The 18,496-nt window shown below is 72.7% G+C and carries 20 protein-coding genes and 1 CRISPR repeat array; of the genes, 7 read left to right on the top strand and 13 right to left on the bottom strand.

All coding sequences use genetic code 11. The features are described 5' to 3' along the window. The first annotated feature begins 169 nt into the window (after window positions 1-169). Complete coding sequence (locus IF27_RS25835; RefSeq protein WP_052852193.1) at window positions 170-1,045, top strand: NmrA family NAD(P)-binding protein; 876 nt, start codon at window positions 170-172, stop codon at window positions 1,043-1,045. Window positions 1,046-1,919: 874 nt separating this feature from the next. On the opposite strand, the gene IF27_RS25830 is transcribed toward IF27_RS25835, so the two are convergent. From IF27_RS25830 to IF27_RS25800, 9 genes are all read right to left on the bottom strand, one after another. Next, window positions 1,920-4,031 (bottom strand): DNA gyrase/topoisomerase IV subunit B, encoded by a 2,112-nt coding sequence (locus IF27_RS25830; RefSeq protein ID WP_223291218.1) that lies wholly within the window; start codon window positions 4,029-4,031, stop codon window positions 1,920-1,922. A 44-nt stretch (window positions 4,032-4,075) separates the two neighbouring features. Beyond that, window positions 4,076-6,052, bottom strand: coding sequence for a DNA topoisomerase (ATP-hydrolyzing) subunit B (gyrB, locus tag IF27_RS25825; protein ID WP_052852191.1), 1,977 nt, complete (start codon window positions 6,050-6,052; stop codon window positions 4,076-4,078). A gap of 409 nt (window positions 6,053-6,461) precedes the next feature. Beyond that, window positions 6,462-6,638: a hypothetical protein gene (locus IF27_RS31260; protein ID WP_190233103.1), complete on the bottom strand. Its 177-nt coding sequence runs from the start codon at window positions 6,636-6,638 to the stop codon at window positions 6,462-6,464. Continuing rightward, window positions 6,631-6,759 carry a hypothetical protein gene (locus IF27_RS31870; protein ID WP_263053856.1) on the bottom strand — a complete coding sequence of 43 codons (129 nt, stop codon included), beginning with the start codon at window positions 6,757-6,759 and terminating at the stop codon, window positions 6,631-6,633. Before IF27_RS31870 ends, IF27_RS31260 begins: the two co-directional genes overlap by 8 nt. An 86-nt stretch (window positions 6,760-6,845) precedes the next feature. Beyond that, window positions 6,846-7,694 (bottom strand): helix-turn-helix domain-containing protein, encoded by an 849-nt coding sequence (locus tag IF27_RS25820; protein ID WP_052852190.1) that lies wholly within the window; start codon window positions 7,692-7,694, stop codon window positions 6,846-6,848. 23 nt (window positions 7,695-7,717) lie between these two features. Beyond that, on the bottom strand, window positions 7,718-8,173 hold the full coding sequence (locus tag IF27_RS25815) for a DUF6879 family protein (RefSeq protein WP_223291217.1): 456 nt from the start codon (window positions 8,171-8,173) through the stop codon (window positions 7,718-7,720). 28 nt (window positions 8,174-8,201) lie between these two features. After that, a complete protein-coding gene (locus tag IF27_RS25810) occupies window positions 8,202-8,447 on the bottom strand; it encodes a hypothetical protein (protein ID WP_052852188.1) in 246 nt (81 codons plus the stop codon). Between the two features lie 288 nt (window positions 8,448-8,735). Beyond that, on the bottom strand, window positions 8,736-9,179 hold the full coding sequence (locus IF27_RS25805) for a protein-tyrosine phosphatase family protein (RefSeq protein WP_052852187.1): 444 nt from the start codon (window positions 9,177-9,179) through the stop codon (window positions 8,736-8,738). A gap of 4 nt (window positions 9,180-9,183) precedes the next feature. Then, window positions 9,184-9,783, bottom strand: coding sequence for a CGNR zinc finger domain-containing protein (locus IF27_RS25800; RefSeq protein WP_052852186.1), 600 nt, complete (start codon window positions 9,781-9,783; stop codon window positions 9,184-9,186). 338 nt (window positions 9,784-10,121) lie between these two features. Beyond that, window positions 10,122-10,678: a CRISPR direct-repeat array (repeat unit 30 nt; unit sequence GTCGTCATCAACCCACGGTGGGTTCGCAAC). 174 nt (window positions 10,679-10,852) lie between these two features. Here IF27_RS25800 and IF27_RS25795 point away from each other — a divergent pair. Next, a complete protein-coding gene (locus IF27_RS25795; RefSeq protein WP_052852185.1) occupies window positions 10,853-11,638 on the top strand; it encodes an aminotransferase class IV in 786 nt (261 codons plus the stop codon). A 7-nt stretch (window positions 11,639-11,645) separates the two neighbouring features. Here the strand turns inward: IF27_RS25795 and IF27_RS25790 are convergent, their stop codons facing one another. Together IF27_RS25790 and IF27_RS25785 are read right to left on the bottom strand one after the other, a co-directional pair. Beyond that, on the bottom strand, window positions 11,646-12,491 hold the full coding sequence (locus IF27_RS25790; RefSeq protein WP_052852184.1) for a MerR family transcriptional regulator: 846 nt from the start codon (window positions 12,489-12,491) through the stop codon (window positions 11,646-11,648). Further along, on the bottom strand, window positions 12,488-12,979 hold the full coding sequence (locus tag IF27_RS25785) for a VOC family protein (RefSeq protein WP_052852183.1): 492 nt from the start codon (window positions 12,977-12,979) through the stop codon (window positions 12,488-12,490). The genes IF27_RS25790 and IF27_RS25785 overlap by 4 nt, the downstream gene beginning before the upstream one ends. A gap of 128 nt (window positions 12,980-13,107) precedes the next feature. Between IF27_RS25785 and IF27_RS25780 the strand changes: the two genes are divergently transcribed. The 4 genes from IF27_RS25780 (at window position 13,108) to IF27_RS25765 (ending at window position 15,931) form a co-directional block, all read left to right on the top strand. Next, window positions 13,108-14,265 carry a threonine synthase gene (locus IF27_RS25780; protein WP_052852182.1) on the top strand — a complete coding sequence of 386 codons (1,158 nt, stop codon included), beginning with the start codon at window positions 13,108-13,110 and terminating at the stop codon, window positions 14,263-14,265. A gap of 50 nt (window positions 14,266-14,315) precedes the next feature. Further along, a complete protein-coding gene (locus IF27_RS25775; protein WP_052852390.1) occupies window positions 14,316-14,960 on the top strand; it encodes a helix-turn-helix transcriptional regulator in 645 nt (214 codons plus the stop codon). After that, a complete protein-coding gene (locus tag IF27_RS25770; RefSeq protein WP_052852181.1) occupies window positions 14,957-15,343 on the top strand; it encodes a RidA family protein in 387 nt (128 codons plus the stop codon). The genes IF27_RS25775 and IF27_RS25770 overlap by 4 nt, the downstream gene beginning before the upstream one ends. A 273-nt stretch (window positions 15,344-15,616) precedes the next feature. Next, on the top strand, window positions 15,617-15,931 hold the full coding sequence (locus tag IF27_RS25765; RefSeq protein WP_052852180.1) for an STAS domain-containing protein: 315 nt from the start codon (window positions 15,617-15,619) through the stop codon (window positions 15,929-15,931). A 76-nt stretch (window positions 15,932-16,007) separates the two neighbouring features. On the opposite strand, the gene IF27_RS25760 is transcribed toward IF27_RS25765, so the two are convergent. Continuing rightward, a complete protein-coding gene (locus IF27_RS25760; protein ID WP_052852179.1) occupies window positions 16,008-16,271 on the bottom strand; it encodes a hypothetical protein in 264 nt (87 codons plus the stop codon). A gap of 171 nt (window positions 16,272-16,442) precedes the next feature. Between IF27_RS25760 and IF27_RS25755 the strand changes: the two genes are divergently transcribed. Then, entirely contained in the window at window positions 16,443-17,369 is a 927-nt protein-coding gene (locus tag IF27_RS25755) for a 1-aminocyclopropane-1-carboxylate deaminase/D-cysteine desulfhydrase (protein ID WP_052852178.1), read from the top strand. Here IF27_RS25755 and IF27_RS25750 read toward each other — a convergent pair. After that, window positions 17,353-18,447, bottom strand: coding sequence for an epoxide hydrolase family protein (locus tag IF27_RS25750; RefSeq protein ID WP_223291216.1), 1,095 nt, complete (start codon window positions 18,445-18,447; stop codon window positions 17,353-17,355). The genes IF27_RS25755 and IF27_RS25750 overlap by 17 nt on opposite strands. Window positions 18,448-18,496: the final 49 nt, after the last annotated feature.

Below are 18,496 nucleotides of genomic sequence, written 5' to 3'. Positions count from 1 at the left end.
CCGTGACGGCGGGGGACGAACGGGAATCGGGGCCGGTTCATGTGACGCCCGCGTGTCGGCGCGCTTTAGGACAGGATCCGCCCTGAAGTGTTCCTACTGTGGATGGCTCCAGAGCCTTCGGTCACGGAACACCGTGACGTGGGCACGGAACCAACACGGAGGCAGCACGATGGACTTGGTGGTCACCACCCCAACCGGGCATGTCGGGTCTCGTGTCGTGCGGCTGCTGCTCCAGGCGGGGGTCCGTCCCCGTGTTCTGGTGCGCGATCCCGACCGGCTGGACGCCTTCACCCGTGAGCGCGTCGATGTCCGGCGGGGCGACCTGACCGACGCATCCTTCGTCCGCTCGGCGACGTCGGGCGCGGACTGCGTCGTGTGGATCGACCCCACCCCGCACACGGCCGACGACGCGAACGAGCTGTCACGCCGGACGGTCGCCGGACTGACGGCCGCCCTCCGCGCCGGGGACGTCGGCCGGGCGATCCTGCTGAGCAGCGTCGGCGCCGAGAAGCGCTACGGCGTCGGGCACATCGACGGATTGGCCCGGGTGGAGGACGAGTTGGAGGAGACGGGCGCCGATCTCCTCGTCCTGCGGTGCGGCTACTTCTTCACCAACCTGCTCGCGCGCTCGGACGAGTTGGAGCGCGGCGTCCTCAGCACGTCCGCCGACCCCGATCAGGCGATGCCGTGGGTGGACCCCCGCGACGTCGGCGACATCGTCGCGGCGCGGTTGCTCGCCGGGACGTGGCGGGGGCGGTTGGTCCGGGCGATCCACGGCCCGGAGGATCTGACGTGGAAGGCCGTGGCGGAGAACCTGTCCGGCGCGCTGGGACGGCCGGTCGAGCTGCGGGTCGTCAGCGACGACGACGTGCGGCGGTCGCTGCGCGCGGCGGGTCTGTCGGCGGATGCGGCCGAGAGCGTGGTCGGCATGACGGCCGGGCTGCGCGGCCTCGTCCCCGAACAGCCTCGGACCCCGATCACCACAACGCCATCCGACCTGGCCGGCTGGGCATACACCCACCTCCGGCCCGCGCTTGCCCGCTGACGCCGCCCGTGCTGTTCCGGTACGTTGTCGGGGCGGCTCGACAGTGAGCTGCCGCTCCGGGGGGAGCAAGTCTCTGACCAGCGCAGATGCACTACCGGCGGATCGCTGCACTTCCGCCGCGAAAACCACCCGCAACCCCCGGGCTGACCAGCGGCTTTACCCTCGGGTCGTCATCACCCCAAGGTGGGTTCGCAACTCGTGCCGGTGCGCGCCGGTGACGGCGCCGAGGTGCCGTCGTCATCACCCCAAGGTGGGTTCGCAACGCGAGCTGGCGGAGGCGGTGTTCGGCGGCGCCGGGCTGTCGTCATCACCCCAAGGTGGGTTCGCAACTGGACGCCCTTGTTCTTGAACGCGGTGCCGCAGAACACGTCGTCATCACCCCAAGGTGGGTTCGCAACGTCGGCCTGGGGGTCGGGTCCGGGGGCGGCGTAGGTCGTCATCACCCCAAGGTGGGTTCGCAACGGCAGCACGGCATGGTCCAGGACGGCGCGGATGTCCAGGTCGTCATCACCCCAAGGTGGGTTCGCAACAGGTCCCCCGCTTCCGCCCGCGCGTACGCGTCCGGTCGTCATCACCCCAAGGTGGGTTCGCAACCGCGGCAGACGAGCGGCGCGTGGTCGATCCGTCCGGTCGTCATCACTCCAAGGTGGGTTCGCAACAGGTCCACATGAGCCGACCCGGCGTAGACGTAGCGTCGTCATCACCCCAAGGTGGGTTCGGAACGCCGGTCGGGAGGACCCGGGCGGCGACGGCGGTCACGGTGTCATCATCACCCCAGGCTGGGTTCGGAATATGCACGGCTTGTCGGTACCCGCGATGACCTCGGGGTGTCATCAGCCCATGGTGGGTTCGCAGATGGGGGCGAAGGGGTGGGTCAGAGGTCGAGGCGGGAGGGGTCGAGGGTTGGGGCGGACTGTGCGAGGAATGCCTTGCGGGGTCCGACGTCGTTGCCCATCAGCAGGTCGAAGACCTGCTCCGCCGCCTCCAGGTCGGCGACGTTGATGCGGCGCAGCGTGCGGTGCCGCGGGGCCATCGTCGTCTCGGCCAGCTGGTCGGCGTCCATCTCGCCCAGCCCCTTGTAGCGCTGGACGGACTCCTTGTACCGGACGCCGGTGCTCCTGAACTCCGTCAGCCGCTCGCGCAGTTCGCGGTCCGAGTACGTGTAGACGTACTTCTCCCGGCCCTTCCCCGGCTGGACCAGCTCGACGCGGTGGAGCGGCGGAACCGCCGTGAAGACCCGTCCGGCCTCGACCAGCGGTCTCATGTAGCGGTGGAACAGGGTGAGCAGCAGGGTGCGGATGTGGGAGCCGTCCACGTCGGCGTCGGTCATCATGATGATCTTGCCGTACCTGGCCCGGCCGAGGTCGAAGGTACGGCCGGACCCCGCCCCTATGACCTGGATGATCGCGCCGCACTCGGCGTTCTTGAGCATGTCGGTCACCGACGCCTTCTGCACGTTGAGGATCTTGCCCCGGATCGGCAGCAGCGCCTGGAACTCGGAGTTCCTGGCGAGCTTCGCCGTCCCCAGCGCCGAGTCGCCTTCCACGACGAACAGTTCGCTGCGCGCGACGTCGTCGCTGCGGCAGTCCGCCAGCTTGGCGGGCAGCGAGGACGACTCCAGGGCCGTCCTGCGGCGTTGCGCCTCCTTGTGCTGACGGGCGGCGATCCGCGTACGCGCCGCGGCGACGGCCTTGTGCAGCACGGCACGGGCCTGCTGGGCGGCGTCGCCCCTGCCGGAGGCCAGGAACGCCTTCAACCCCCCGGCCACGACGGCGTGCACGATGCGGCGGGCGGCCGAGGTGCCGAGGGCTTCCTTGGTCTGCCCCTCGAACTGCGGCTCGGCGAGGCGCACCGTCACGACGGCCGTGAGCCCTTCCAGGGCGTCGTCCTTGCCGATGTCGCCCTCGGCGGCCCGCAGCAACTTCCTCGTCCGCAGCGCCTCGTTCACCGTCCTGGCCACCGCCTGCTCGAAACCGGCGACGTGGGTGCCGCCCTTGGGCGTGGCGACGATGTTGACGAACGAGCTGACGACGCTGTCGTAGCCGGTGCCCCAGCGCATCGCGACATCGACGCCGACCTCCCGCGTGACCTCGGTGGGCGTCATCCGCCCGTGCTCGTCGAGCACCGGGACGGTCTCGGTGAAGCTGCCCCGCCCGCTGAAGCGCAGGACGTCGCTGATGCCCCTGTCGGCGGCCAGATGCTCGCAGAACGCGCTGATGCCGCCGTCGAACCGGAAGACGTCCTCGCCCGCGCTCCCCGCCGCGCCGGGGCCGCGCGCGTCGTGGACGGCGATCGTCAGCCCGGGGACCAGGAACGCGGTCTGGCGGGCGCGCCGGTGCAGCGTGTCCAGGGAGAGCGCGGCGTCGCTGAGGAAGATCTGACGGTCGGCCCAGTAGCGCACGCGCGTGCCGGTACGCGACGCGGGGATCGTGGCCGTGCGGCGCAGGCCCCGAGCGGGGGTGAAGGGGGCGTCGGGGCCCGGCCCGCCGAAGGTGCCGGGGACGCCGTGGCGGAAGCTCATGGCGTGGGTGCGTCCGTGGCGATCGACCTCGATGTCGAGCCGGGCGGAGAGCGCGTTGACCACCGACGCGCCGACGCCGTGCAGGCCGCCGGAGGCGTCGTAGGAGCCGCCGCCGAACTTCCCCCCGGCGTGGAGCTTGGTGTAGGCGATCTCGACGCCGGACAGCCCGGTGCGGGGTTCGGTGTCCACGGGGATGCCGCGGCCGTTGTCGCCGACCTCCACCGACCCGTCCCGGTGGAGGGTGACCTCGATGCGGTCGCAGGCGTCGGCCAGGGCCTCATCGACGGAGTTGTCGAAGATCTCCCACAGGCAGTGGGTCAGGCCGCGGCTGTCGCTCGAACCGATGTACATGGCGGGGCGTTTGCGTACGGCCTCCAGTCCTTCGAGGACGGTCAGGTGCCGCGCGGTGTAGGCGGAGCCGTCCGCGACGGGACGCTCGGTTGGCGGGGCGGGGAACGTGCTCACGCGGGGGCTCACTTCGGCTGCGGAGGGACGAGGGGGCGGCGCGTTCAGATGTCGAGGAAGCGCACGTCCTTGGCGTTGCGCTGGATGAACGACCGCCTGGCCTCGACGTCCTCGCCCATCAGGACGGTGAACAGGGCGTCGGCGAGGGCCGCGTCGTCCAGGGTGACCTGCCCCAGGACGCGGTGCTCCTGGTCCATGGTCGTGACGCGCAGCTCCTCGGCGTTCATCTCGCCCAGGCCCTTGAACCGCTGGATCGAGTCGTCCCTGACCCGGCGGCCGTCCCGTCGGCCGCGCTCCAGCAGCGCGTCGCGCTCGCGGTCGGAGTAGGCGTACTCGACGTGGTCCCGGCCCCACGTGATCTTGTACAGCGGCGGCCGGGAGAGGTAGACGTGGCCGTGCTCGATGAGGGGCCGCATGAAGCGGAACAGGAAGGTCAGCAGCAGGGTGGTGATGTGCTGGCCATCGACGTCGGCGTCCGCCATCAGGATGATCTTGTGGTACCGGAGCTTCGCGAGGTCGAACTCCTCGTGCACACCGGTGCCGAACGCCGAGATCATCGCCCGGACTTCCTCGTTGTGCAGGATCTTGTCGATGCGGGCCTTCTCGACGTTGAGGATCTTGCCGCGGATGGGCAGGATCGCCTGATACCGGGGGTCGCGGCCCGACTTGGCCGAGCCACCGGCCGAGTCGCCCTCCACGATGAAGATCTCGCCGCGCGCCGGATCACCCGACTGGCAGTCGGACAGCTTGCCCGGCAGGGCCGCCGACTCCAACAGGCCCTTGCGGCGGGTCAGGTCACGGGCCTTGCGGGCGGCGACGCGGGCGGTGGCCGCCTGGGTCGCCTTGCGGACGATGTCGGCCGCGTCGTGCGGGTTGCCGTCGAACCAGTCCGTCAGGCGCTCGTGCACGACCTTCTGCACGAACGTCCTGGCCTCGCTGTTGCCCAGCTTGGTCTTGGTCTGGCCCTCGAACTGCGGCTCGCCGAGCTTCACCGAGATGATCGCGGTCAGGCCCTCGCGGATGTCCTCACCGGTCAGGTTGCCGTCCTTCTCGCGCAGCAGCCGCTTCTCGCGCGCGTACCGGTTGACGACCGTGGTCAGCGCCGTGCGGAAGCCCTCCTCGTGCGTGCCGCCGTCGTGGGTGTGGACGCTGTTGGCGTACGAGTAGACGCTGTCGGCGAACTGGCTGTTCCACTGCAACGCGACCTCCACCGACAGCCGCCGCCCGGTGTCCTGCGCGGCGAGGGAGACGACGGACGCGGGGACCGGCTGCCCCTTGCGGGCGTTGAGGTAGGTGACGAAGTCGGTGAGGCCGCCGTCGTAGCGGTGGGAGACCGTCCTCGCCGCCCCTTCCTCGGTCGCCGCACGGGCCGACGCGCGCTCGTCGGTGAGGGTCAGCGTCAGCCCCCGGTTGAGGAAGGCCATCTCGCGGAACCGCCGGGCCAGGGTCTCGAAGGCGTACTCGGTGGTCTCGAAGATGTCGCCGTCCGCCCAGAACGTGAGGGACGTGCCGGTCTTCGAGGTGGCCTCGTGGCGGGCCAGGGGAGCGGTCGGCGCGCCGCGCTCGTACTCCTGGGTCCAGCGGTGGCCTTCGGTCCAGATCTCGGCGGACAGCCTGGTCGAGAGCGCGTTGACCACCGAGAGCCCCACCCCGTGCAGCCCGCCGGAGACGGCGTACCCGCCGCCGCCGAACTTGCCGCCCGCGTGCAGCACCGTCATGACCAGCTCGACGGCCGGTCTCCGCTCCACCGGATGCATGCCGACGGGGATGCCCCGGCCGTTGTCGCTCACCCGCAGGCCGCCGTCGGCCAGGATCGTCACGTCGATCCGGTCGGCGACCCCGGCCAGCGCCTCATCGACCGAGTTGTCCACGATCTCCTGCACCAGGTGGTGCAGGCCCTGCTCACCCGTGGAGCCGATGTACATGCTGGGCCGCTTGCGTACCGCGTCGAGCCCTTCCAGGACGGTGATCGCGCCCGCGTCGTACGCGGCGGGGGTGGTGTGAGCCCGGGAAGTGGTCACATTGCTCTCTTTTCGGGCACGGCGAACCGCGCCGCGCCGCACCAGTGGGTGCGGGAGCGGTCGGATCACCGGACGGACGACGGGTCGCGGGCAGGCCGAGGAAGGGCCTCGGGGCCCGCGGGTCCCGGCGCCGGGGAGGCGGCGGGACGTCGTCCAGAATATCGAGAGTGATGTGCGGAGTTGGGGCGAGGAGTTGCCTGGGCGCCTCTCTCGCCGCCGTTGAGCGCCCCGGTCGATCCCCCCTGATGGGTGAGCGGGAAAATCCGGGAGAGCGGCGTATGGCGGCCCTCTCGGCGCTCTGGCGCACCGGGTGACAGGCGGCTTTTTCCGGCGTGACGCTCCGCAGTCGGAGTCGGTGTCGTGGGCCTCCCGGCCGGACGTCCGCCGTGCAAAGGGGGCGCTCTCCGGCTCACTGCCGGGGAGGTGTCTCCTCGCCGTCCCGGGGCTCGTCCGGCTGGGGTTCGGGGGGCATGCGCCACACCGGGCGGGGCAGCGGGCCCTCAAGGCCGGTGATCACGGTGATCTCCGGGTTCGGGTCGCGGACGGGCGCGGGCTCGGGGGGCCAGTAGCGCGACGGGTCAGGCACGGCATTCCCCGACCACGCGGGACCGTATGGCGAACGGCGCGTTCCGGACGGCCGAGGCGGGCATGCGCGCCGCGTCGATCGTCCACGAGGACGGCAAGAGCAGGGGGGTGGGTGTCGCCATGAGCGCTCCTCAGGGACCGAGGTCGTGCTCAGACCGTAAAGATTCGGCCGGATGAAAGGCCATGGGATTGCGGAAAGTTGCGGCGCTCATCCCAGGGCGTCGAGGGCGGACGTGATGAGGCGGCGCGCGCGGTCGCCGTGCACGGCGAGGTCCAACAGCCGTGCGTGCGCGCGGACATAGAGGTCCACCTCGCCCGGCGCCGTCACCGTCACCTGCGCGGCGAGCAGTTCGACGTGCACCCGCTGGTCGTCGAACATCGTGAACGCCTCCAGCGTCCACTGCCCCCGTGACCGGGCCGCGAACGGCACTATCCCCACCGACACGGACGGCAGCGCCATCACCGAGAGCAGGTACCCGAGTTGCCCGGCCATCACCGCCGGGTCGCCTATCTGGTAGCGGAGCACCGACTCCTCGATCAGCATCACGAAGCGGGGCCGCCCCTGCCGGACGATGCGCGAACGCGTCATCCGGGCCTCCACCGCCTCGGACACGTCGTCGGGGGTGCCGCGGAAGTCCGTTATCGCCGTGAGCAGCGCCGTGGCGTATTCCGGTGTCTGCAACAGCCCCGGCATCACGTGCGAGGAGTACGTGCGGAACAGGCGCGTCGCCTCGTACAGCGGCACGCGGGACTCCTGGAGGCGCCGCATCCCGCCACGTTGGAGGCGGCGCCACTCGATGTACATCGAGTCCGCGTCGCGCGAGGCGCTGACCAGGTCGCCGACCTGGTCCTCGACGCCGCACGCGGCGCACCACGCGCGGATGTCGGCGTCGGACGGCGCGGCCTGCGCCCGTTCCAGCCGGGTGGTCTTCGCCGGGTGCCACCCGCACCGGGCAGCCACTTCGCGCCCGGTCAGCCCGGCGTCGAGGCGGAGCTCCCGCAGACGGCTGGCGACGGCCCGGCGTGCTGCCTGGGCGCTGGATGACGGCTCTGTCATGGGCGGCTGCTCGGCACCTGGTGTCAGATCGTGAACTCGGCGTGCGGCACGGCTCGTTCCCATACCTTCTCGAACGCGGTCGAGCACAGGGCGACGACAGCGGGAGTGTCCACGACCTCGGGGCCACCGCTCGCGCCGTCACCGCTGAAATGGTTGAAGCGGACGACTACCTTATCGAACAGCCAGAAGTCGTTGCCCGGCAAGGCGATGTCCGACGTGTGTCGGCGCGACAGCCAGCGCACGTCCTCGCCCGCCTCGATGTTGAGCGGGGTGCCCGCGTGCTCGAAGCGGATGTACTCGGAGACCGGCTCCGAGACGATCCGCGCCCGGCGGAAGGTCACCCCACGGCCGGTGGCGGCGCGCACCATGTCGAGCCACGCGCTCCGGCGTCCGACCCGGTCGTTCCTGCTGCCGTCCCGGCCCGCCCGCCAGGCGGCGAACTCCGCGGCCTCCGGGGCGATCGCGTAGGAATCGCGCATCTCCAGATGGACGGCCGAACTCCGGCAGTCAGCCAGCTGCTCTGCGAAGCTCGGCGGCATCGCAGGCCGTCCTCAGGATCGACGCCATCCGGGCGGGGATTCGGATCACGGCCTCGGTGTCGGGAATCCTGCCGGTCTCCAGGCACTCGCTCTCGGTGGCCTCGTCCGCCTTCCATCCCTGCACCACGATGTCGGCGGTTTCCTCGTCCACCCATACTGTCGGGCACTCGTCCCCGTCTGTCGTGGGGTCGATGCCCATGAACCGTAGTGCCATCCCGTCATCTCCTGTCGAGTAGCTATCGGGCGTTTCGGACTGTCGCCCTCCAGGGACTATGTGTCAAGGGTGCATTACGTGCGGTGATGTCGCGCCCCGCGTCCGCGCCCGCGCCCCGTGTCGCGGGGGTCTCGGCACGGGGGCGGACGGGCGGGGTGCGGGGGCCGGGGGGCGGCGCCGTGCGGTGCCGGTCGCCGGTGGGAACGGGACGGGGGTGGCCGGGGCGTGCGGTGGCCTGCTCGTCCGTCGTTCGCGGTTTGCCGGACGGTGGGGGAGGCGCCGGGCGCGTCAGGCGGTCGGGAAGCGGGTGACCCAGCGCCGTTGCCACGGCGTCTCGACGGCCCGGGGGTGGTGGTGCGCGCGCGTCCAGGCGACCGCCTCCGCGGGGGCCACCCCGGCCAGGATCGCCAGGCAGGCGACGACCGTCCCCGTACGGCCGACGCCGCCCCCGCAGGCGACCTCCACCGCCGCGCCCTCGCGTGCCCGCCGGTGCAGGTCGCGGATGTGCCGCACGGCCGCCTCGCCGTCGCGCGGCAGCAGGAAGTCCGGCCACTCGATCCAGGCGTGCTCCCACTCCAGCTCGCCCTCGTGGCGGCGGCGCAGCTTGGCGGTCCCCAGGTAGAGGCCGAAGTCGGGCGACGGCCCCTCGGGGCGTCCGTCGCGCAGACCGCGGCCCCGTACGAGGGAGCCGTCGGGGAGGCGCAGGGCGCCGGGCAGTGCGGTGGTGCTCATCGGGTCACGCTCCCTGGGGTGTTGACGGGCTGAGGGATCGGCGCAGGCGGTGGTTGGCGACCTTGAGCCGGTTCCCGCAGCGCTCCGGCGTGCAGTAGCGGCGCCGGCCCGCCCGCGTCGTGTCGGCGAACACGCCCCGGCAGCCGGGGGCGGCGCAGTCGCGGAACCGCTCGTGGCCGAGCGTGCGGACGACGCCCGCCAGGCCCGTGGCCAGGAACGCCGCCAACTCGTCGGCGAGCGACGCGCCCGCCGCCGTCGTGACGTACCACTGCCAGCGGCCGTCGCCGTCCTGCCGCAGCACGGGCGCGCGTCCGGCGCGGCCGGTCAGCACGGCCGTGCCTGCGGCGGCGTGGTCGGGGGTCTCCGTCTCGATGATGCCGCGCACCTCCCGGCGCAGCAGGTGGAGTTGGTGGACGTCCGCCGGGCTCGGTGGCCTTCCGTCCGCGAGGGCGTCGGGGCGGAGGTCGTGCCTGGTCAGGAAGGCCGTCAGGGCGTCGGCGTCGGGCAGCGCCTCGCCTTCGGTGGCCCGCACGGTGGGCGACGTGCACACGAGCGCGGTCGCGACCGCGGCCCCGCGCGCGTAGTCGCCGAGCGGGAACTCCATGCCGTGCTCCTCTCGTCGGTAACCTGTGTAGCGGCAATATAGCGGTTACGGGCGCGCGCGGGAGCCGGGCCGGGCCGGGGTGCACGATCCGCGCCACGACCACGGACGCCGACACCGCCGCACCTCGTCGGCCGGGCACACCCTGATCTCCGCCGTGCCCTCGCCCGCTGACGCCGCCCGCGCTGTTCGGGTACGTTGTCCGGACGGCTCGACAGCGCGCTGCCGCTCCGGGGGGGAGCAAGCCTCTGACCAGCACTGATGCACTACCGGCGGATCGCTGCACTTCCGCCGCGAAAACGGCCCGCAACCCCCGGGCTGACCAGCGGCTTTACCCTCGGGTCGTCATCAACCCAAGGTGGGTTCGCAACACCTGATTGAAGAAGTCCGGGTTGGGGCCGTCCGCGTCGTCATCAACCCAAGGTGGGTTCGCAACCGCAACTTCTTGACGTAGTCCCTCTCGGTCTGGATGGTCGTCATCAACCCAAGGTGGGTTCGCAACGGGGAGTTGAAGAAGTTCATGGGCGGACTCCGGTCAGGTCGTCATCAACCCACGGTGGGTTCGCAACATGCGCTGCGGCGGGCCCTGATCCGTACGGCGCAGTGGTCGTCATCAACCCACGGTGGGTTCGCAACGCTGGCCGCGGATCGGCGTCGAGGCGCTTGAGCAGCGCGTCGTCATCAACCCACGGTGGGTTCGCAACCCGGTAGAGCCGGGCTCGGACGTGGCGGAGGAAGAAGTCGTCATCAACCCACGGTGGGTTCGCAACCCGACGAACGCCTCGGCGTGATCAGCTCCGATCTGTCGTCATCAACCCACGGTGGGTTCGCAACGTGCAGCCGATCCGGCGGGCGATGGCCCGATCCGGTCGTCATCAACCCAAGGTGGGTTCGCAACATGTATCGGACCTGCACGGGGGCGAGGGTCCGTCTGCCGTGTCGTCATCAGACCAGCGTGGGATTCGCCGCGTGGTGAGGTGTGCTGCGAGGAGGGTGAAGGCCGGGGGTGGGGGCGTCGGGGTGTGTCAGAGCCTGTGATTTCGGTGCGGGTGGGCTCGGGCACACTGCCTGCATGGCGTTCATCGACGGCCGCCCGGCCACCGCGGAGGACCTGGCCGCGCTCGGGCTCACCAACTACGGCCACTACACGAGCATGCTGGTCACCGACGGGCGGGTGCGCGGTCTCGGGCTGCACCTGGAGCGGCTGGTCAGGGACTGCCGCGCGGTGTTCGGCGCCGATCTCGACCCCGGCCGCGTCCGCGCGTACGCGGGGGCGGCGGCGCGGGCCGGGAGCGGTACGTTCGTCGTGCGGGTCACGGTCTACGACCCCGCCATCGGCCTGGCCACCACGCACCGGCGCGGGGAGCCGCACGTCCTGGTCACCGTCCGTCCCGCCGGGGGGACGGACGCGCCGCCGCTGCGCGTGCGGCCCGTGCCGTTCCAGCGCGACGTCCCCGAGGTGAAGCACACCGGCCTGTTCGGGCCGCTGCACGCACGCCGGGAGGCCAGGCTCGCGGGGTACGACGACGCGCTGTTCGTGGACCCGGCGGGCCACGTCTCCGAGGGCACCACCTGGAACGTCGGCCTCTACGACGGCCGCGACGTCGTCTGGCCGGAGGCGGGCGTCCTGCCTGGCGTCACGATGACGCTGCTCCAGCGGGCCCACCCGTACGTCGTCCGGCCCGTCCCCGCCGAACTGCGCAACGTCGAGGCGGTGTTCGCGACGAACAGTTCCTTCGGCGTCCGGCCGATCGCGCGCGTCGGCGAGGCCGCGTTCCCGGCCGTCCACCCGATCATGGACGAACTGAGCGCCGCCTACCTCGCGTTGCCGCTCGACCCCCTGGACCCGCCGGACTGAGCCCCGCTCACCCCCAGACCGCCGTCGCCGGATCGACGCCGTGGGCCCGCGCGTTGGCGAAGATCGTGTCCCGCAGCCAGACGGCCGTGCCCGGCGCGAGCGTGTCGTAGTACGCGGCGAACCTGGGGTCGTCCGCGAACATCCGCCCCAGGCACACGTGCATGGCGTGCGTGCAGTCGAAGTAGCCGCAGAGCAGGGCCCGTTGCCGCTCGGCGAGGGCGTTCGCCGCGGTGGAGTCGGGGGCCGTACCGGCGCGGGACGCGGCGGCGAGGTCCGCGTTCAGCGCCTCGGTGGCCGCCGCGACGTCCTTCCAGTCCTCGGCGCTCCGCCCGGCGGACCGCTCGGCGTACTGCGCCCACTGCGGCGAGCCGCCCCAGCGCTCCTCGGCCTCCCCGACCCACTCGGGCCGCCAGTCGGCGCCGAAGATCTCCACCTGCTGCTCCGGGGTGAGACGTATGCCGCCGCGCGACGCGTCCAGCATGCGGTCCACGGCGCGGACCATCCGCTCCAGGCGCGCCCCACGCTCGACCAACTGCGCGCGCTGCCGCAGCAGATGGTCACGCGCGTCGGTGCCAGGCTCGTCCAGGAGGCGGGCGATCTCGGCGAGCGGGAAGCCGAGTTCGCGGTAGACGAGGACCCGGTGCACGCGCGCGACGTCGTCGCCCGAGTACACGCGGTACCCCGCCCAGGTGCGCCCGCCCGGGCTGACCAGGCCGATGGCGTCCCAGTGGTGCAGCGTCCGCACGCTGACGCCGACGAGCGCCGCCGCCCGCCCCACGGTCAGCCCGCCGCCCGTCCCCGGCGCCTCGTCGTCCTGGCCCACCCCGACAGTCTCGCCGATCGGCGCGGTCATGACCGGGGGACCTCGATGCCCACCGCCCGCATGCGCTCGGCCGCCGGGCCTTCCGGGTCGAGCGGAAGCGCGGCCGTCAGCACGACCCGGGTGTTCTCCGGCGTGACGACGGTCAGTTCGACCGAGTTCCACGGCATCTCGCGCGGGCCCTGCACGCAGCCCGGCGCCAGCTCCTCGCAGTGCGCGGCGATCTCGTCGAGCTGGCCGAGGACACAGGAGAAGGCGATGCTCACGGGCGGCGGCTCGGCCGCGGGCGTGCCCGGCACGAGCAGGACGTCCTGGAACGCCCACCGCCGCAGGTGGACCAGCCGTCCCGGGATCGTGAACAGGTCGATGAAGCCGAGCCCGCGCTCCCAGAAGTCCCGGGAGGCGTCGAGGTCCGCGGTCGGGACGCTGAGGTAGGTCGGCATGCCGTAGAAGCCCCGGTGGACGTCCGGGGCGACGGCGTCGAGGGCGGGAAAGGGGACGGGGCTGGTGAACTCGCTCATGCCGCGATCCTGGAGCCTCCCGCGACGTCAGGGTCAAGCCGCGCCCCACCCGCCTTTACGAAGTGTCCAACTCTGGATAAAGTGTCCGACGTCCGGTGGCCTGGGCGCCACCGGCGGAAGGATGCGTCATGGAAACCCGGCCACCGACCCCTCCCGCGCCGTGCCTGATCGACCAGCGCACGGACCGCGCGTACCCCCTCGACCCGCTGCGCTGGTGCGGCGACGACGGCGCGCCGCTGACCGTCTCGCCCCTCCCGGCCGTCCCGCCCTCCGGCATCGACACGGCGGAACGCTCCCTGTGGCGCTACCGCGCGGCACTGCCCGCCCCGGCCACCCACGCCCCCGTCAGCCTCGGGGAGGGCCGCACGCCGCTTCTCGAACGCACCTGGGAGGGCGCCCAAGTGCGCTTCAAACTGGAGTGGTTCAACCCCACGGGCAGCTTCAAGGACCGGGGCGCCAGCGTCATGATCTCCGCGCTGGCCGCGCAGGGCGTGACCGAGGTCGTGGAGGACAGCTCGGGCAACGGCGGGTCCGCCGTCGCCGCCTACTGCGCCGCCGCCGGGATCGCCGCCGAGATCCTCGTCCCCGAGGGGACGTCCGCGGCCAAGGTCGCCCAGACGCGGGCCCTCGGCGCGCGCGTGCGGGCCGTCCCGGGCGACCGCGACGCGACGGCCGCCGAGGCCCTGCGGCAGTCGGCGCGCGTCCCGTACGCCGGGCACAACTGGCACCCCTTCTTCCTCCAGGGCACCAAGACGCTGGCCTACGAGCTGTGGGAGGACCTCGGCTTCACGGCCCCCGACGCGGTGGTGACGGTCGCGGGGGCCGGGAGCATCGTCCTCGGCCTCGACCTGGGCTTCGGTGAACTGCTCGCCGCCGGGCTGATCCCGCGCCTGCCCCGGCTGCTGGTCGCCCAGCCCGCCGCCTGCGCGCCGCTGCACGCGGCCGTCCAGGGCATCCCCGTCCCGCCGTTCGGGCCGACCGTCGCCGAGGGGGCCGCCATCCGCGCGCCGGTCCGGCTGCCGGAGGCCGCCGCCGCCGTCCGCCGCTCCGGCGGGGACACGGCGGCGATCCCCGAGGCCGCCATCGTCGAGGCGCAGCGCGGCCTCGCCTCGCTCGGCCTGCACACCGAGCCGACCAGCGCCACGGCCGCCGCGGCGGTGCGCGTCTTCCGCGAACGCGGCGCCGTCCGCGCAGGGGAGACGACGGCCGTGATCCTCACCGGCACGGGCCTCAAGGCCGCGGCGGCGGGCGGCGGCAGCCTCGTCGCCGTGGGCGCCGCCGCGTGACGGGCGACGGCGGGGCGCCGGGCACCGGGGCGGCGACCGGCGGCACGGACATCGAGGCCGAGAACGCGCTGCTCCTGCGCGAGGCGGAGAAGATCGTCACCGCGCTCGGCCGGACGTTCCCCGGGCTGTGCGAGGTCGTCCTGCACGACCTGAGCGACCCCGGCCACGCCGTGCGCGCCATCGAGAACAACCTCTCGGGCCGCGCCGTGGGCGACCCGGCCACCGAACTGGGCCTCGCCCGCATCGAGGACCCCGGCTACCCGGACGTCCTCCAGAACTACCCCAACCGCTTCCCGGACGGCCGCCCGGCCAAGAGCACGTCCATCGGCATCAGGAACAGCGCGGGCGTCTACGTCGCCGCCATCTGCCTCAACCTGGACGTGTCGCTGTTCGCCACCGTCTCGCGGAGCCTGGCGAACCTGGTGCGCACCGAGGAGACCGACCAGCCGCCGCGCGAAACCCTCAGCGCCAGGACCGTCACCCAACTGCGCGCGGCCGTCGAGGAGTTCGCGGCGGCCCGTGGCACCACGCCGCGCGGTCTCGACGCGCACGCCCGCCAGGAGCTGGTCCGCTCCCTGCGGGAGCGCGGATTCCTCCAGGTCAAGCACGCGGTGCCGACGCTGACCGACCTCCTCGGCGTCTCGCGCGCCACCGTCTACAACTACCTGCGCCCCCAAGGAGACGACCAGCCGTGACCGCCCCCTCGCCCCGCCCCGCCCGCCCCTCGGGCCACTACACGCAGGCCGTCGTCGTCCCGGCGGGCGCGCGCCTCGTGCACGTCTCGGGCCAGTTGCCCGTCACGCCGGACGGACAGGCCCTCGCCGACCGTCCGTTCGCCGAGCAGGTGGCCCAGGTCCTCGCCAACGTGGACGCCTGCCTGGCCACGGTCGGCGCCGACCGCAGCCACCTCACGAAGGTCCGCGTGTACGTCACCGACATCGCCGACTGGCCCGCGTTCGACCGCGCCTACGCCGCCTGGCTCGGCCCCGACCTGCGCCCGGCCCGTGCCGTCGTCGGTGTGGACGCGCTGCACTTCGGTGTCCGTCTGGAGATCGAGGCGGAGGCCGCCCTTCCCTGACCTGCGCGAACGCGGGCTTCCCCGGGGTCGGGGGCGGGCCGCGCCGCGTCCGCCGGGCACCTCCACGGTTGATACGGCACCCGGCGCGTGGGAGTCTGGACTACTGACGAAGCTCAGTCCGGACTCCCGGGTTCCGGTCCACGGCCACCGTGTGAAGGTGGCCGTGGAGCCGGAAACCGGTTCCGGACCGTGCGCGGCGCCGAGCCGCGCGCCGTAACTGCGGGCGACCGGCCCGCGTTTCTGGGCCGCCCCTCATGGAAGGGGGAACGCGGCATGCACGACTTCACGTTGACGACGACATCGACCGCGGGCAGCGTCGTCATGGCGCCCCACGGTGAACTCGACTACGACACCCTGTCCGACATCGAGGACGCCCTGACCCGCCTGCCGGTCTCGGCGGGTCCGGTCGTCCTGGACATGACGGGGGTCTCGTTCATGGACCTCGCCGGGCTGCGCCTGGCATACCTGCTGGCCAACGAGGAACCGGTCGCGGGCCGGATCGTCATGGCGCGCGGATGGCGCCCCCAGCCGGAGAAGCTGATGCGGCTGGTGGACCTGCCGCGGCCCTGTGGCCGCTGCGCGCTCTGACCGCACCGCACCGCACCGCACGAAGGACGGACGGCGCCCCGCGCACCACGCGGGGCGCCGTCGCGTTCCCCGGCGGTCAGACGCCGCGTGCCGCGCTGGCGCTGTTGTGGTCGCCGGTCAGCTTGGCCGCGAGTCCCTTCACGAGCGACCCGGCCGCCGCGATCCCGGCGGCGCCCGCGGTCTCCCAGAAACTTGCCGAGAACATGTCGGCGGGACCCGCCGCCACGGCGACACCCGCGGCGGCCACGACGAACGTCGCGACGACCCGTTCGACGAGATCGGTCACATATGTCCTCGCCGTGCGGACGAGGTCGGAGGGGGCGGGGAGATCGGATTTCATCAGCTGGCTCCACTCTGTGGGGAAGCGCTTCCCCACAAGGTTTCCCGCTCCGTAGTCGCTCAGTGACGAACGGTCGCGCAGTGCGGCTTACGAGGGACAGCTCGCACGGATGACTGAACGGTGGCGCCCCCGCCGTCGCCGCCCGGCGCGGGCCTTCCTAGAGTGGCCGCGATGCTGTCGCTCCCGGCCGTCACGCCGTCCCTGCCGTCGCCCCTGACGCCGCTGTCCGACCCGGCGCTGTCCCGGGCGGGCGTCGAGCTGCGGCTCAAGCGCGACGACCTGATCGACGCCCGCATCCCCGGCAACAAGTGGCGCAAGCTCATGCCCAACCTGCGGGCCGCCGTCGAGCAGGGACACACCCACGTGCTCACCTTCGGCGGCGCCTGGTCGCACCACATCCGGGCCGTCGCCGCCGCCGTCGGGCCCGCGGCCACCGGCGTCATAAGGGGCGACGAGCTGGCCACGCGGCCCCGCAACCCGTCCCTCGCGGCGGCCGAGGCGGACGGGATGCGGCTCGCGTTCGTCTCCCGCGCCGACTACCGGCGGCTGCTGCGCGGCCTGGACGAGCCGGGCGTACGGGAGGAGCTGCGGCGCGCGCACGGCCGCTGCTACGTCGTCCCCGAGGGCGGGTCCAACGCGCTCGCCGCCCGGGGCGCGGCCATGACGGCGGCCGAGCTGCCCGACCTCGGCGCGCGTGACGTCGTCTGCTGCGCGGTGGGCACGGGCGGGACGCTCGCCGGGATAGCGGCCGGGCTGCCGCCGGGCGCCCGCGCGCTCGGGGTGGCGGCGCTGCGCGGCGACGGCTACCTGGAGGGCGAGGTGGCGCGCCTGCACGCGGCGGGCTGGGGCCGCCCGTTCGCCAACTGGACGATCGACCACGGCCATCACGGCGGCGGCTACGGCCGTGTGCCGCCCGAGCTGGAACGGTTCGCCACCGCCTTCGAGGCCCGGCACGGGCTGCGCGTGGAGCGCCGCTACGTCGCCAAGGCGCTGCTCGCCGTGCACCGGCTCGCGGGCGGGCCGCTGCTGCCGCCGGGCACGCGCGTCACCGTCGTCGTCACCGGCCCTCCAGGCGAGGGCGCTACGAGGTCGGGCTGAGGCCGAGGAAGAAGTCCCGCACGTCCCCGGCGAACAGCTCGGGCACCTCCATCGCCGCGAAGTGGCCGCCGCGCTCGAACTCCGACCAGTGCCTGATGTCGTACAGGCGCTCGGCCAGCGGGCGCACCGACAGCGTGATGTCGTGCGCGAACACCGCCACGCCCAGCGGCACCGGGCACCCCCCGCCGCCCCGGGTGGACTCGCGGGTCAGCCGTGCGGACGAGGCCGCCGTGGCGGTCAGCCAGTACAGCGAGACGTCGGTCAGTATCCGCTCGTCGGGGACCGGCGTGCCCGGGTCGGTCCACTGCGCGAAGCGCTCGGCTATCCACGCCAGCTGGCCGACCGGCGAGTCGGTCAGCGCGTAGCCGAGGGTCTGCGGGGTGGTGGCCTGGAGCGCCTGGTAGGGCGGGCGGTTGGCCATCAGCCGCCTGACCGTGTCGAGCCTGGCCTCCTCCGCCGCGGTCAGGGTGACGTCGGCGTCCGGGGCGGGCCGGGTCGGCAGGTAGTTGACGTGCACGCCGACGACCCGCTCGGGCGCCACCGAGCCGAGCGCCGTCGAGATGCCTGAGCCGAAGTCGCCGCCCTGCGCGCCGTAGCGCTCGTACCCGAGGCGGTCCATCAGCTCGGCCCAGGCCCGCGCGACCCGCGTGACGTCCCAGCCGCGTTCGTGGGTCGGCCCGGAGAAGCCGAAGCCGGGGATGGACGGGATCACCAGGTGGAAGTCACGCGACAGCGGCTCGATCACGTCGAGGAACTCCAGGAAGGAGCCGGGCCAGCCGTGGGTGAGGATCAGCGCGAGGGCGTCGGGCCGGGGGGACCTGACGTGGACGAAGTGGATGTCCTGGCCCTCGATCTCGGTGGTGAAGTGCGGCAGCTCGTTGAGCCTGGCCTCCTGCGCGCGCCAGTCGTAGCGGGTGCGCCAGTGTTCTGCCAGCTCCTTCAGGCGTGCCAGCGGGAAGCCGTAGTCCCAGCCCGCGTCGGTCAGCTCGTTGGGCCAGCGGGTGCGGGAGAGGCGGTCGGCCAGGTCGTCGAGGTCGGCCTGGGGGACGTCGATGCGGAACGGCTTGATCACAGTCATGGTCGGCACTCCGGAGCGCTGGTGCGGGGACCCCATTGTTGGTGCCCCT

Origin of the sequence: Streptomyces avicenniae (genome assembly GCF_000719135.1) — a bacterium.
In the GTDB taxonomy this organism is placed as follows: domain Bacteria; phylum Actinomycetota; class Actinomycetes; order Streptomycetales; family Streptomycetaceae; genus Streptomyces; species Streptomyces avicenniae.
Note: the sequence above shows the minus strand (reverse complement) of the source record. Positions and strands in the feature narration are given on the sequence as shown.

What these genes read in the sequence shown, in the direction of transcription:
- IF27_RS25765 (WP_052852180.1), top strand. Translation starts at nt 15,617, where the DNA reads ATGCACGACTTCACGTTGACGACGACATCGACCGCGGGCAGCGTCGTC.
- IF27_RS25780 (WP_052852182.1), top strand. Translation starts at nt 13,108, where the DNA reads ATGGAAACCCGGCCACCGACCCCTCCCGCGCCGTGCCTGATCGACCAG.
- IF27_RS25805 (WP_052852187.1), bottom strand. Translation starts at nt 9,179, where the DNA reads ATGAGCACCACCGCACTGCCCGGCGCCCTGCGCCTCCCCGACGGCTCC.
- IF27_RS25815 (WP_223291217.1), bottom strand. Translation starts at nt 8,173, where the DNA reads ATGCGCGATTCCTACGCGATCGCCCCGGAGGCCGCGGAGTTCGCCGCC.
- IF27_RS25790 (WP_052852184.1), bottom strand. Translation starts at nt 12,491, where the DNA reads ATGACCGCGCCGATCGGCGAGACTGTCGGGGTGGGCCAGGACGACGAG.
- IF27_RS25785 (WP_052852183.1), bottom strand. Translation starts at nt 12,979, where the DNA reads ATGAGCGAGTTCACCAGCCCCGTCCCCTTTCCCGCCCTCGACGCCGTC.
- IF27_RS25820 (WP_052852190.1), bottom strand. Translation starts at nt 7,694, where the DNA reads ATGACAGAGCCGTCATCCAGCGCCCAGGCAGCACGCCGGGCCGTCGCC.
- IF27_RS25800 (WP_052852186.1), bottom strand. Translation starts at nt 9,783, where the DNA reads ATGGAGTTCCCGCTCGGCGACTACGCGCGCGGGGCCGCGGTCGCGACC.
- IF27_RS25835 (WP_052852193.1), top strand. Translation starts at nt 170, where the DNA reads ATGGACTTGGTGGTCACCACCCCAACCGGGCATGTCGGGTCTCGTGTC.
- IF27_RS25810 (WP_052852188.1), bottom strand. Translation starts at nt 8,447, where the DNA reads ATGGCACTACGGTTCATGGGCATCGACCCCACGACAGACGGGGACGAG.
- IF27_RS25755 (WP_052852178.1), top strand. Translation starts at nt 16,443, where the DNA reads ATGCTGTCGCTCCCGGCCGTCACGCCGTCCCTGCCGTCGCCCCTGACG.
- IF27_RS25795 (WP_052852185.1), top strand. Translation starts at nt 10,853, where the DNA reads ATGGCGTTCATCGACGGCCGCCCGGCCACCGCGGAGGACCTGGCCGCG.
- IF27_RS25760 (WP_052852179.1), bottom strand. Translation starts at nt 16,271, where the DNA reads ATGAAATCCGATCTCCCCGCCCCCTCCGACCTCGTCCGCACGGCGAGG.
- IF27_RS25750 (WP_223291216.1), bottom strand. Translation starts at nt 18,447, where the DNA reads ATGACTGTGATCAAGCCGTTCCGCATCGACGTCCCCCAGGCCGACCTC.
- IF27_RS31870 (WP_263053856.1), bottom strand. Translation starts at nt 6,759, where the DNA reads ATGGCGACACCCACCCCCCTGCTCTTGCCGTCCTCGTGGACGATCGAC.